General features: G+C 31.4%; 10 protein-coding genes and 1 tRNA gene. 10 read left to right on the plus strand and 1 reads right to left on the minus strand.

Annotation, left to right across the window (positions count from 1 at the left end):
• Positions 1-38: 38 nt before the first annotated feature.
• The 8 genes from ABD940_RS16730 (at position 39) to ABD940_RS16765 (ending at position 9763) form a co-directional block, all read left to right on the plus strand.
• Complete coding sequence (locus ABD940_RS16730; RefSeq protein ID WP_345206562.1) at positions 39-1424, plus strand: RtcB family protein; 1386 nt, start codon at positions 39-41, stop codon at positions 1422-1424.
• Between the two features lie 246 nt (positions 1425-1670).
• A tRNA-OTHER gene (locus tag ABD940_RS16735) sits at positions 1671-1779 on the plus strand.
• Positions 1780-1979: 200 nt separating this feature from the next.
• A complete protein-coding gene (locus ABD940_RS16740) occupies positions 1980-3731 on the plus strand; it encodes a hypothetical protein (protein ID WP_345206565.1) in 1752 nt (583 codons plus the stop codon).
• 507 nt (positions 3732-4238) lie between these two features.
• Positions 4239-4988, plus strand: a complete 750-nt coding sequence (locus ABD940_RS16745) for a nucleotidyltransferase domain-containing protein (RefSeq protein ID WP_345206568.1) — start codon at positions 4239-4241, stop codon at positions 4986-4988.
• 14 nt (positions 4989-5002) lie between these two features.
• On the plus strand, positions 5003-5644 hold the full coding sequence (locus ABD940_RS16750; RefSeq protein ID WP_345206570.1) for a hypothetical protein: 642 nt from the start codon (positions 5003-5005) through the stop codon (positions 5642-5644).
• Positions 5641-6372, plus strand: a complete 732-nt coding sequence (locus ABD940_RS16755) for an ATP-grasp domain-containing protein (RefSeq protein WP_345206573.1) — start codon at positions 5641-5643, stop codon at positions 6370-6372. The genes ABD940_RS16750 and ABD940_RS16755 overlap by 4 nt, the downstream gene beginning before the upstream one ends.
• Before the next feature lie 77 nt (positions 6373-6449).
• Positions 6450-8702: an AAA family ATPase gene (locus tag ABD940_RS16760; protein WP_345206576.1), complete on the plus strand. Its 2253-nt coding sequence runs from the start codon at positions 6450-6452 to the stop codon at positions 8700-8702.
• Positions 8696-9763, plus strand: coding sequence for a DNA polymerase beta superfamily protein (locus tag ABD940_RS16765; RefSeq protein WP_345206579.1), 1068 nt, complete (start codon positions 8696-8698; stop codon positions 9761-9763). Before ABD940_RS16760 ends, ABD940_RS16765 begins: the two co-directional genes overlap by 7 nt.
• A gap of 52 nt (positions 9764-9815) precedes the next feature.
• On the opposite strand, the gene ABD940_RS16770 is transcribed toward ABD940_RS16765, so the two are convergent.
• Positions 9816-10250 (minus strand): cold shock domain-containing protein, encoded by a 435-nt coding sequence (locus tag ABD940_RS16770; RefSeq protein WP_345206582.1) that lies wholly within the window; start codon positions 10248-10250, stop codon positions 9816-9818.
• Between the two features lie 425 nt (positions 10251-10675).
• Between ABD940_RS16770 and ABD940_RS16775 the strand changes: the two genes are divergently transcribed.
• Together ABD940_RS16775 and ABD940_RS16780 are read left to right on the plus strand one after the other, a co-directional pair.
• On the plus strand, positions 10676-11116 hold the full coding sequence (locus ABD940_RS16775) for a MarR family winged helix-turn-helix transcriptional regulator (protein ID WP_345206584.1): 441 nt from the start codon (positions 10676-10678) through the stop codon (positions 11114-11116).
• A gap of 5 nt (positions 11117-11121) precedes the next feature.
• A complete protein-coding gene (locus tag ABD940_RS16780; RefSeq protein WP_345206587.1) occupies positions 11122-13548 on the plus strand; it encodes a TonB-dependent receptor domain-containing protein in 2427 nt (808 codons plus the stop codon).
• Positions 13549-13794 lie beyond the last annotated feature (246 nt).

Genomic DNA, 13794 nt, shown 5'->3' on the forward strand with positions numbered 1-13794 from the left:
CTTTAGCAATTACTTTGCATTATCAAAACGAAATAAAAATGGAATTCAACGGAAACAACTTAATAGAATTAGGATATAGATCGGCAAAATGGTTCAAAGAAGCGATTGCGCATATCAACGAAAATAATTTGGATGAAAATCAAATCGCAGCATATTTGGAACAATTCAAACAACCCGAATTGATTCCGCTTCATGAAACAGCAAAAGATTTTATCATTAACATTAAAGCCGAACACGAAAGTGAAAATGATAACGTGGAAAAAGTAATTAACACGATGAACGTTTTGATGAAAACTCCGACTTTGGTTGCAGGTGCAATTATGCCCGATGCTTGTCCGACAGGTCCGGTTGGTCAGATTCCTGTTGGTGGAGTTGTTGTGGCAAAAAATGCAATTCATCCGGGATTTCATAGCGCAGATATTTGTTGTTCAGTAATGTTAACAGATTTTGGAAAAGCAGATCCTAAAGAAGTTTTGGATATGGCTCATTCTATTACACATTTCGGATACGGAGGAAGAGAAAGAGGACAACAAATGCCGATGTCTCAGGAATTAATGGATGCTTTTAGAGAAAATGATTTCCTAAATGATGAAAAATTAATCAGCATCGCCCGTTCTCATATGGGAACTCAAGGTGACGGAAACCATTTCTTATTTGTCGGAATTTCAAAAAATACAGGAAATACAATGTTGGTGACTCACCACGGATCGAGAGCTCCAGGAGCAGCTTTGTATGATAAAGGAATGAAGGTCGCCAATAAATTCAGAATGGAAAATTCTCCCGAAACATTGAGAGAAAATGCATGGATTCCTTATGAAACTGAAGAAGGAAAATCATATTGGGAAGCACTACAATTGATAAGAACATGGACAAAAGAAAACCATACTTCGATTCATGATGCTATTTTGAATAAAATGGAAATCGAAAAACAAGATAGATATTGGAACGAACATAATTTCGTTTTCAAGGACGGTGATTTATTTTACCATGCAAAAGGAGCGACACCTCTTGATGATAAATTTATGCCGGATATTACGGGACCAAGATTGATTCCTTTAAATATGTCAGAGCCCGTTTTGATTGTTCAGGGAACAACCAATGAGAGAAACCTTGGTTTTGCGCCACACGGAGCAGGAAGAAATTTCAGCAGAAGTCAGCATAAAAAATCTTTGGCTCATAAAACAATTGAAGAAGTTTTTGAAGAAGAAACCAAAGGATTAGATATCCGTTTTTTCTCGAATGAAATTGATATTTCTGAACTTCCGACTGCTTATAAAAGTGCTAAAAATGTAAGAGCGCAGATTGAAGAATATGGACTTTGTGAAGTTTTGGATGAAGTGATGCCTTACGGATGTATTATGGCGGGAGATGTGCAGAAAAATGCGCCCTGGAAAAAGAAGAAGAAAAAATTTAGAAAAGCTTAATTGTTGGTTAATCGCAAAGGCGCAATTTCTGTAACAATTATGCTTTTTAAGACGCAAGGATTTTATCGAAGATAAAATTTTGTGAATCTAATTTGCTGAAAAATCTTTGATTTTCTTGCGCCTTAAAAAAATAACTAATTTAAAATCTTTTCGTGTTTGCGTTTAACCAAAAAATAATAAAAACTAATAACCGAATCTTGCAGGTGTAAAAGCCTGTAAGGTTTATGAAAACTATTCATAAAGGTAGGAACAGTAGCTCAGATGGTAGAGCAACAGATTACTTTTCGCTTCCGGCAAATAAAGTTCCTGTAAACTTCAAAGTTGTGTGTCGCAGGTTCGAGTCCTGCCTGTTCCTCTAAATTAACAATTAAGGCAAAGAAAGTTCCTATATGTTTAGAAATTACTTTCCGCCTTTTTACAAAATTCTAAGGCAAAGGGAGTTCCTATAATTTTTGGAAAAATACTCCCCGCTTTTTATAAAACTATAGGTAAAAGGAGTTCCTATATATTTCATTAAAAGAACTACTCCTCACTTATTTTTTTAAACTAAAAACAATGAAAACATTAAAATTATTCAACGCTGTTTTAGCTAAAGAATCTGATGCAAAAGCATTTATTTCTGATGATGGTTTTATTATTGAACCTAATGCAATTTGGGCTAAAAAAGAAATTATTTCTTACTACGCTAAAGAAAAATTGAACGGAAATGATTTAAATAAAACCTTTCACAAATCATGGCAGAAAATAAAAGACAGCTCTAGAATTGATCTGTTTTTTGAGCAGATTACTCACTATATTTCCACGTATGGAAGTAATTTTCAGAGTGAAATTTATATTCCGAATGAAATATTGAATGTTCCTGACTTAAAGTTGAATTTTAAAGTAATTAAAGCCTACACAAAAGAAGAAATGACAGAAAAATGTCTTTCTCTTTTGAGATCAGGTATTGCTTTAAAAGAAGAAACCATTGATGATTTGCTGAATATTTTGCATAACGAACTGGAATATGATTTCACAGGAAAAGAAAATATCAGAAATAAAGAAGCCGTGATAAAAATTGCCGACCGATATGATATCTATCCTGAAAATCCGGTTGAGTTTTTCCGATATGTGATTTATAAAACAACAAAAGAAACACTTTTAATTAAAAATGATGATTTAATTAATAATATTAATCAAAGTAAATTCAATCCAGCCTATCTTTTTGAAAGCTTTGGATTGGGAAAAATGGCGGAAATTTTCAACCGTTTCAAGCCTTTATTTTTAGCCTATAAAAACAAAGCTCCAAAAACGATTAATAAAATTTCGAAACTGTCAAAAGTTTATCATCAGCCTTTAATTTCAAATCCGCTGAATAATGCTACTAACATCTTGCTGGAAAACAGCGATTTGCACTGGTTGGAAAATGCTACTCCATTTGCTTTATTTAAAGCTTTATCGGCTTGTTATTCAAGAATGTACGGACAGGACACTTTCGTTTTTAGAATCAGAAACGGTAAATCGTGGACGAAAAAATCAACCTCAACTTCTGTAAATGAATTAAATTATGATTTTATCTTAAATTACTTAAAATCAAAATATAATTTTTCAGGAAAGAAGATCTATTTTCCTGAAGATGTGAAATTTGCTTTACCAACTTCCGAAAAAATGTTTGTGGGAAATATCCCGACAGGAACAAGATTTTATGGAGATAGATTAGCTGTCGGAATTTATTGGGAAGATGCTTGGGGAGCGAATGACCTTGATCTTTCCGGATTAAATATCGCAGGAAAAATTGGTTGGAATGCAGCTTATAATCAAAATGAAGGTCAGCTGATGTACTCCGGAGACATGACTTCTGCGCCAAATGGAGCTGTAGAATATCTTTACGCCAACAGAGGATTGGCTGCTCCAACTTTGATAATGAATAACGTTTTCAGCGGAAGCAGCGAATGTGGTTATAAAATTGTTATCGGAAAAGGTGATACTATTTCTTACGATTATATGATGAACCCAAATAATCTTTTTGCTGAAGCCAAATGTAACTCGGTTCAAAAGCAGACGATTTTGGGAATGTTTATGCCAAAAGACGGAAAACAATGCTTCGTACTGCTGAATTTCGGAGCCGGACATTCTCATGTTTCAGGAAATAATGAGGTTTCAATTATGGCGACTAATGCTTTGTATCAGCAATGGTTCGAACCGATTTCCTTTAATCTTCTGATGCAGGAATTAGGAGCGGAAATCACTTCTGAAAAAGAAGATGCACACTTTGATTTTTCTTTGGAAAACCTGGAAAAAGATAGTTTCATCAAAATTTTTAAATAACTTTTTTACTGTCATTTTTGAGTTAATCTCGGAATGGCAGTTTTTATTTTTTTAATGAAAATGATTTATTAAATAAGTGTGCTGAAAACTTAATTCTAAAAAAATATCTAAAAACTGACAATTTGACTTTTTTAATGTCAAGCGAGATACAAAAAGAATCTCCATAGATACTAAAAGAGTCTTGCGACACTCTCAAAGAATATAATTTGATATAAAAAGAATCTCGCATGACACAAAAAGTATCTCCGTTGATACTAAAAGAGTCTTGCAACACTCTCAAAGAATATAATTTGATATAAAAAGAGTCTCGCGAGATATAAAAAGTATCTCCGTTGATATAAAAACTATGAAATAAGATTATAAAAGAGTCAATGCAGGCATCTGAAGAATACTCACCTTATTTGAAAGCTCTAAAATTCTCCAAAATTTAAATCATCACAGACAAAAAAACACAACGTAAAAACATTGCGCACATCTCGTTTTACTTTGCAGTATAAATTAAAAACAATGACACCAAAAATATTAGAAAAACTAAGAGAAGTCGAAGAAAAACGAAATATAGAAATACTTCTTGCCGTAGAATCCGGAAGCAGAGCTTGGGGTTTTGCGTCTCCTGATAGTGATTACGATATACGTTTTATATATAGACACGAAAAAGATTGGTATCTTTCACCGTGGGACAAAGATGAAACAATAGAATTCATGACAGAAGATGATATGGATGGTTCCGGATGGGATTTGAGGAAAACTTTTCATTTGCTTTTAAAGTCGAATGCGGCTTTGTTAAGTTGGTTCTACTCTCCAATCGTTTATGTAAAAAATGAAAAATTTTATGAATTTTTTAAACCTTTGGCAGATGAATGCCTTTCTCCGATAGCAGTTTCCTATCATTATTTAAGCATGAGCAAAAAGTATCTGGAAGTTTGCAGAACCGATGAAGTAAAATTGAAATCTTATTTCTATTGTCTTCGAACCACTTTGACAGGAAAATGGATATTAGAAAAAGGAACTGTTCCGCCAGTTTTGTTTAGTGAACTGCTTGTTTTAGTGGACGATTTTACAAGAACGAAAATAGAAAATTTAATCGCTTTAAAAGCTACAAAAGGAGAATCTTATTATCATCCGAATGATTGGGAATTGTTTGGATTTTTGGAAAAAATAATATTGGATAATGAGGAAAAAGCGAAGGGTTTGAAAGGTGGAAATACGGATAAAACTGAAATGGAAAGGGTTTTTAGAGAAATATTAGCACTATAAATTAGAGTAAAAATATGAAACAATTATCTGAAAGAGCTTTACAGTTTATTGAAAAATCGGGAAGAAATAAGGAATATGAAATAAGCTTAGATACTTTAGAAAAGCATTTGAGATTTTATGACATTCAAAACTATTCTGAAATTATACGTTTTCAAAAAAATTTTTCAGGGCTTAATCTTCAGAATATTGTAATTCATATTTTTACTTCTAAACAAATAAAAGAAAATAAAGGAGTAAATACATATCATTGGAAAGGACAAACCTTGTTTTCTATAAATGACAGTCTTTATATTGCAGAAAACGGAGAAATTGCCATTAGAGATTGTGGTTGTGATTCCTATGACTTTTATTTTTATTACGAAAGTTTTGGAACATTTATCGAGCAACAGGCATTTTTTGAAAAACATAGATATTATAAGAAACTTCCTGCCATCTTCTATGAAATTCAAGATATAGAAGCATTTTCAAAATCTATGTCCGATTATGATTTTTTAAAGGAGTGCTCAGATAAATATAATCTTGTATGGAGAAACGAGGTAAATCTTGTCCATGCCACAAACTCTTCAGACATTTGGGATGTTGTTTTTGATAGTATTTCAGAACAAAACCGTTATGATTTAATTAATAAATTAAAAGAAAAACATTTAATAACATGAAAAATATAATCGCCCTGTCTCCCATGTACACGGAAGACAGCAACAACCTAAAAAAAGCATCCATCAACTCACCTTATGAACTGAGCCGTTTCAATGCAAAATGGAATGTTCCTGAAGAATTTCGTGAAGATGTGATTGCAGTGTATGGCGAAGACATTTATGCTGAAATTGTTGCTGAACAATGCAATTTGACATTAGCAAAGCCTGATGATAATTGGCTTTCAAAAATTTCGGAAGAATTTACAAAACGTAAGATTTCTTACGGTCAATTGAATGATTTTGTACATGAAGAAAATATTTTCATTAAATGTTCCGATTTTAAAAGTTTTAAAGCTGGAGTTTTCGATAAAGTCACGAACATCAAAGGTTTTGATTCTTTAGATTTGGACATTACAGTTTTCACTTCGGAAGTTGTGGAATGGGAACTTGAAGTAAGATGTTTTGTATTGAATAATGAAATAAAAACCTATTCTTCTTATTGGCGAAACAATGCTTTCGATACCAATCCGCTTTCTGAAACAGAGCAAAACGATCTATTTAAGTTTTTCAAAAACTTCATGAAACAGTATTCTCAAACGCTTCCAAAAGCAATTGTTTTAGATTTCGGAATGATCAAAGGAAAAGGCTGGGCTTTAATTGAGGCGAATCCTGCTTGGTGTTCCGGTTTGTATGCTTGTGATGCGGAAAAGGCCTTGGAGGTGGTTGTGGAGAGTTGTTTGAAAAATTAAACGATTACGGAAATCCGTAGTCGTTTTTAGATACATTCATACTATATTTACAATAAACTAATAACAATCTTGAACTCATGATAACAAAAATTGAGCTTAGTCAAGTTGCAACTTATAAGAATCCTGTCGAAATAAATGATCTCAAAAAAGTAAATTTCTTTTTTGGCAATAACGGTTCTGGAAAGTCTACAATTGCTCGTCTATTTTACAATCTTTCTCAAAATGAAGTTCTTTCAAGTCCCTTCAATAATAGCTCGATTGATGGTTTTAATCGAATTGAAGAAGAAATAATTGTATTTGATTCCGATTTTGTGCAAAATAACTTTTATATCAAAACTGAATTATCCGGAATTTTTTCATTGGATGAAAAGAATGAAGAAATTGATGAAAATATAAAAAATGAATATCTAATTGTAGAAAATATTGAAAAATCAATTTTAGATAAAGATGAAGAAAAACAAAAACTTAATGTTTCAAAAAAACAAGATTATGAGAATATTTTAAATGAATGTTGGACATATAATAAACAATTTCAAGAAAACTTTAACAAAATAAAATTAAAAGGGAAAAGAGAATCTTTTTATGAAAAGCTTGTTGAAATAAATGAAGCAGAAAATTCCTCAAAAAATATAAATTATATTTCTGAAAAATATAAAAAATACTATTTAGAAGAATTAGTTAAAATAGAGAATAATATTTCTGTTAATTATTTTAATGAAATACTTGATTTAGAAAAAGAGCTTAATAATGCTTTAGAAGAAATCATTATAGGAAGTAATGATGTTCCTATTGCTTCTATTATTAATGAATTGAACAATAGTCCTTGGATTCAACAAGGAATTAATTTCTTGGATAAGGAGAAAGAAATTCAAGATTGCCCTTTCTGTCAGAAACAAACAATTGATAAAGATTTATTAGAGCAATTTGAAAGTTATTTTGATACTACAAGAGAAGAAAAAATTAAAAATCTTAAAGATTTATATTCAGGTTATATCAACAAAGTTTCTTCTTTTAATTCAAACTTGAAAGCTTTGACAGATTTAGATTTGGTTAAGTTTGATGTCTTAAAAATACAAAATCAACTAACAACCATTTTGAATAAAAATGAAAAAGAAATTCAAGCTAAAATTGATAATCCTAACGAAAAGAAAAAGTTAGAAACTATTGAATTATTTAAAATCGAAATTGAAAAAGTCAACGAAAATATTAGAATTCATAATAAAGAAATTGACAACATAGAACAAAGCCAACAAGAATTAACAGATGAAATATGGAAATATATTTCTCATCAGGTTAATGATAAAATTAATTCCTTTAAAATCACACATAATAACAATATACAAAAATTAGAACAATTAAAAGCAGAAATTGATACTTTTAAAAATCTAAAAATTGAATCAAGAGATAAAATTAAAGAGTGGCAAAGCCAAACAATTAACACACAAAAAGCTGTTGATAATATAAATGATTTGCTATTAAAAAATAATTTTACAGGATTTAAAATTGAAAGAAAAGAATCTGAGAATAATATAATTAAATATTATATTTTGCGAGAAGGAGAAACTTCCGAAAACCACATTTTTAAAACCCTAAGTGAGGGAGAAAAAAATTTTATAGCCTTTTTATATTTTTATCAAATGTGTTTAGGAACTAATGATACGCAAAATTCTACAAAAAAGAAAATTATTGTAATTGATGATCCAGTATCCAGTATGGATAGTCAGGTTTTATTTTTTGTTTCAACTCTTATAAGGAAATTAATTGCGCCTAGAGGTGGTACTGGAGGAGGAAGGATTTTTAAAAATGAAAATATTGAACAAGCATTTATCCTGACTCACAATAGTTATTTTTTTAAAGAGGTTTCTTTTTATCAAAGACTAATCTATAAAGATGAAGTTTTGTTTAAAAAAATTTCAAAAAGAGATAATATAACATTTATTGAAGACATTGGATATTCCAATATTAATGATTATGGATTATTATGGAGAGAAATCAAAACTGAAAATTCAGAAAAGATTACTATTTCTTTATTAAATAATATGAGAAGAATAATTGAAAGTTATTCAAACTTTATGGGATATATAAATGGAAGTAATCTTTGGAGTTTATTAAATAATTTAGATTTGGATGAAGAATCTATTGAATACTTAGTTTGTGTATCTTTTTTATCAAATATTAATGATGAAAGTCATAAAGTATCAATTAATGATGAAATGTATTACAATAGATTATGTGATGAATCACGACAAATTGCTATGACTAGTTTTAAACTTTTTTTTGAAAAACTGAATGGATCTTCTCACTATGAAATGATGATGGAAATATGTTAAATTTAGAATCCCTTAAATCCCGCAACCTTATCCTCTTCGAAGCCATCTCCGGAAGCCGCTCTTTCGGACTGGCAACAGAAAACTCGGATACAGATATTCGTGGAGTATGTTATTTACCGAAAGAAGATTTTTTTGGTTTAAATTATATTCCGCAGATTTCCAATGAGACCAACGACATTATGTATTACGAAATCGGAAGACTGGTTGAATTATTACAGAAAAATAATCCTAATATTTTAGAAATTCTGGCAAGTCCGGAAGATTGTATTCAGCAGAAAAATCCGTTGATGGATTTGCTGAAACCTAAAGATTTTCTATCTAAATTATGCAAAGATACTTTTGCGGGTTATGCCATTTCACAGATCAAAAAAGCAAAAGGATTGAATAAAAAAATTCTGAATCCAATTGATAAAGAAAGAAAATCCATTCTCGATTTCTGTTATGTTTTGCAAAATCAAGGTTCAATTCCATTAAAAAAATGGCTTTTTGAAAACGGAAAAGTTCAGGAAAAATGTGGTTTGGTAAGCATCGACAATACCAAAGGAATGTTTGCTCTTTTTTATAACGAATCAGGAGATTTACATTATAAAGGAATTATTCAGAATGAAGAAGCCAATCAGGTTTCTGTTTCGTCTGTTCCGAAAGATGAAAAATCTGTTGCTTATCTGTTTTGCAATCTTGATGCTTATTCAACTTACTGTAAAGATTACCGCGAATATTGGAAGTGGGTTTCGGAACGAAATGAAGACCGTTACAACGTCAATCAACATCACGGACAGAATTATGACAGCAAGAACATGATGCACACAATTCGATTGCTACAGTCTTGTGAACAAATTTTTAAAACCAACTCTTTAAACATCCGTGTTGAAAACCGTGATGAATTATTAGACATTAAAGCCGGAAACCGTTCTTATGAAGATGTAATGATGAAGGCTGAAAATTTAATCAAATCTATAGATTATTATCATTCAATTTCTAAACTCCCGGATTTGCCGGATTTGAAAAAGACAACAAAAATTTTAATCGAAATCAGAGAAAATCTGTACCAGAATTTATAAAAAATAAAAGAGCTTCGATGGAAGCTCTTTTTATCTGAATATTGTTGTGTAATTATCTTACAAGCTTAATATCAATTGCAGAAAAACCTTTTGGAGATCTTTCTTTTTCGAATGATACTTTGTTGCCTTTTTTTACAAGTTCTGTACAGTTGTTGCTGTGGAAAAATATATTTTCCTTGCTTTTATCTTCTGTAATAAACCCGTAACCTTTCTCACTGAAAAATGTGATGATACCGGTTTTTCTTATTTCTTCTGCTTCGATAGGAGCTGCACCCAACTGAATGTTATTGATATCAAATTCTTCAACATTACTGTTATCTGGTGGTGTAGAAGTCAACTGACCGTTCGCATCTACATACATGATCATATCATCAAGGCTTTTACCCTTGTTGTTGCTCGTTTTACGTTCTTCACGTTTCAGAGCTTTTTCTTTTGCTTTTTGAACTTTTTTCTTGAAATTTTCTTTTTTAGAGAAAGAATCCGCCATATATTTCTTTGTATTAATTTCTATTTTTTATTTTATCTTAATCATTCATGACCGTTAAGAATATTGCTTTCCGGTAATTATTCCAGCTATTAAGCCATGATTAATAAATACTATTAAAGATTTTCTGAGTTCTTTTATTAATGTGAATGCCATTCATTTAAAGAATAAGCAAATAAAAAATTGAAACGGAAGTAAATAAAATGTTCTAAACTATCACAGAAGTAAAGACAGAGATTTCTTTTAATAAGTAAACAAAGGTACGGAAAATAAGCTTACAAAACAAATTTATCACAATTCAAATCCCTGAAATTCAATTTATTTTATTTTTTTTCTTAAAAGGTGTAACAAAATAAAAGTTCGAGCAACAAATTAATTGATATATCAATAATTGATAAGTCATTTTAATATAAATACAATTCTGAGAAATGGAAAAGTTAGATTCAATCATATTTTACAACATCGATAAAGCCATCAGAGCGTATAGAAATTATGCCCAAAGACAATTAAAAGCAAATGGTTTTACGATCACGATCGATCAATGGCTGATCATCAAAGCGATTTTGGAAAATCCGGGAATTACACAAAACGAAATTGGAGATCTTGTTTTTAAGGACAATGCTTCAGTCACGAGAATTATAGAATTGTTGGTAAAATCTGAATATATCACCAGAACTCCGAATCCGGATGATCGCAGAAAAACCAATCTTGAGGTCACGAAATCAGGAAAAGAAATCATCCAAAAAGTTCAGAATCTGGTAGAAGACAATCGAAAAATTGCATTGGAAGACGTTTCTGCGGAAGAACTGGAAATCATGAATTCGGCTTTGCTTAAAATATCAAAAAACTGCCTTAATACTAAAAAATAAACACAATGGTACGAATATTTTTAATCGTCTTTTTTTGGCTTCTCTCAGCATTCAGTCTATTGACAGCGCAAACGACACAGAATTTTTCTTTATCAGGAAAAATAGATTCTGATAAAGTAAATCAGATGGAAATTAATTTGTTCAATTCCGAGAACAAACTGATAAAAACTGAAATCGCAGACTCAAAAGGAAACTTCAGTTTCAATGATTTGGCTTCGGGAAATTATTCCTTAAAAATCAATCGAAACGGAGCGGAAAATTACAAATCTGAAAACATTTCTGTAACAGGAAACACTACTCTACCTTCGATTTCATTGAGTGAAAAAGTAATTGAAGGCGTGACGATCACTAAAGCAAAACCTTATATCGAAAGACAGGACGGAAAAATGATACTGAATGTTGAAAACAGCATTGTAAGCACAGGAAATTCGGCATTTGAAGTTTTAGAAAAAGCTCCGGGAGTAAAAATTGACAACAATGACAATATCAGTCTTCGCGGAAAAGGCAATCTGTTGGTACAAATCGACGGAAAAAATACTCCAATGAACGGAACCGATCTCGCGAATTATCTCCGCGGAATTCCTTCAGCAAGTGTCGAAAAAGTAGAATTTATCACCAATCCTTCATCAAAATATGACGCAGCAGGAACTTCGATCATTAATATTAAACTGAAAAAAGATCAGAGAAAAGGAACAAACGGAAGCATTTCAACAGCTTTGGGAACCGGAAAATATATCAAAAACAACAATAGTTTCAGCATTAATCACAGAAATAAAAAGGTGAATCTATTTGCAAATTACAGTTTTGCTTACAGAGAATTTTACAACAAATTGCTGCTTGACAGAAGTTTTTACGAGAACGGAGATTTTAAACAGGCTTATGTTCAGGATAATTTTCTGAAAATGAATTTCCGGAATCATATCGCCAAAGTCGGGATGGATTATTATATGAATGATAAAAATGTTCTAGGATTTTCAGTCGGTTTTATCAGCAACAGATTCGATCCGACTAGTAATAACAATACTTCAATTTTAGACAATAATTATCAGCCTGCAGGAAGTTCGAACACAACAAGCAATAACCGCGACCATTGGAAGAACGTTTCTTTCAACCTTAATCATAAACTCAAAATTGATTCATTAGGTTCAGAATTGACGACAGATTTGGATTATATCAATTATTCGAACACTTCTTTGCAGAATTTTATCACGAGTAACTATGATGTCAATGGAAATCTTTCCACCTCAATGCCTAATCCTTATCATTTAAAAGGTGATCTTGGTGGAAATCTGAATATTTACTCCCTGAAATCCGACCTTACAAAAGTCTTCAAAAAGAACTGGAAATTGGAAACAGGAGTTAAAACAAGCTTTGTAAAAGCCGATAACGATCTTCAGTTCTTTGATGCAAGCGCAGGAAATTTAGTCCTTGATGAGTCTAAAACGAATCATTTTATTTACGAAGAAAATATTAATGCAGCGTATGGAAATTTAATTAAAAACTGGGAGAAATTTAAAGTTAATTTTGGTTTGCGAGTAGAAAACACGAATGTTACAGGAAATCAGATTACGACTAATCAAGTCAATAAAAAGAATTACACACAATTGTTTCCAAGCGCCGTTTTTTCTTATGACCTGAATGACAAAAATACAGTTGAGCTTAATTTCAGCCGAAGAATTACAAGACCGACTTATAAACAGTTAAATCCTTTTAAATTTTATCTCGACCTTACAACATATCAAGCCGGAAATCCGGACCTGAACCCGCAAACAACCATGAATTATGAATTTACTTACAGCTTAAGCAATAAATATTTTGCAACGTTAAGTTACAGCAAAACGAAAAATAATATCACAGATGTTTTAAAACCTACTGTTGAAAACGGAAAGATCGTCGTTGTTCAGGCTAATGAAAATCTGAGTTCTGCATCCTATTTCGGGCTGAATCTGATTGCCCCCGTAAAAGTGACAAAATGGTGGGATATGAACAACAATGCTAATTTTTATTACGGAAGTTATACGGGAAATATTTCTGATACCTACATCAAAAATCAGGGGAATTTCACTTTCGACCTCAACAGCAATAATTCTTTTAAACTAGGAAACGGATTTACTGCTGAACTGACAGGAAATTACAAAGCAAAAGAAGTTTATGCCTATATGTTCCTGAAACCGATGTGGTCTTTAAATATCGGAGCTCAGAAGAAATTTAATAATAACAGCACGCTGAAATTCTCTTTCAACGATATTTTCTTCACAAGCAATCCCGAAGCAAGAAATATCTATACAAGCTACATAGAAAACTTCATTGTGAGAAGAGATACGCGCGTTGTTACGCTTTCTTACACTTATAATTTTGGTTCATCCAAAAACGGACAGCCAAGAAAAACAGGCGGTGCGGATGATTTGAAACAGAGAGTTGGGAATGGATAAAATTATATTAAACTAAAGAATAAAAACCACCGAACTTTCGGTGGTTTTTATATTTAAAATCTGTTTAAACTAATTTCAGAATTTAACCACAAAAGCCGCAAAAGAAAATCATAACGCAATGATTGAATATTCAAAGTTTTCAAAAGAATAAAATCAAAGATTTTTTAAGATGAATAATAGTTTGCACAAAATCGGGAGACTTTGCGCAGCGGGGGAAAACATATTATATTTAAATTATTTTTAGTC

The organism is Chryseobacterium ginsengisoli (assembly GCF_039542325.1).
Taxonomy (GTDB): domain Bacteria; phylum Bacteroidota; class Bacteroidia; order Flavobacteriales; family Weeksellaceae; genus Chryseobacterium; species Chryseobacterium ginsengisoli.

Bases quoted from the DNA above. Each gene is read 5' to 3' on its own strand.
- ABD940_RS16730 (WP_345206562.1), top strand. From the start codon at position 39: ATGGAATTCAACGGAAACAACTTAATAGAATTAGGATATAGATCGGCA.
- ABD940_RS16765 (WP_345206579.1), top strand. From the start codon at position 8,696: ATGTTAAATTTAGAATCCCTTAAATCCCGCAACCTTATCCTCTTCGAA.
- ABD940_RS16745 (WP_345206568.1), top strand. From the start codon at position 4,239: ATGACACCAAAAATATTAGAAAAACTAAGAGAAGTCGAAGAAAAACGA.
- ABD940_RS16750 (WP_345206570.1), top strand. From the start codon at position 5,003: ATGAAACAATTATCTGAAAGAGCTTTACAGTTTATTGAAAAATCGGGA.
- ABD940_RS16770 (WP_345206582.1), bottom strand. From the start codon at position 10,250: ATGGCGGATTCTTTCTCTAAAAAAGAAAATTTCAAGAAAAAAGTTCAA.
- ABD940_RS16760 (WP_345206576.1), top strand. From the start codon at position 6,450: ATGATAACAAAAATTGAGCTTAGTCAAGTTGCAACTTATAAGAATCCT.
- ABD940_RS16740 (WP_345206565.1), top strand. From the start codon at position 1,980: ATGAAAACATTAAAATTATTCAACGCTGTTTTAGCTAAAGAATCTGAT.
- ABD940_RS16775 (WP_345206584.1), top strand. From the start codon at position 10,676: ATGGAAAAGTTAGATTCAATCATATTTTACAACATCGATAAAGCCATC.
- ABD940_RS16755 (WP_345206573.1), top strand. From the start codon at position 5,641: ATGAAAAATATAATCGCCCTGTCTCCCATGTACACGGAAGACAGCAAC.
- ABD940_RS16780 (WP_345206587.1), top strand. From the start codon at position 11,122: ATGGTACGAATATTTTTAATCGTCTTTTTTTGGCTTCTCTCAGCATTC.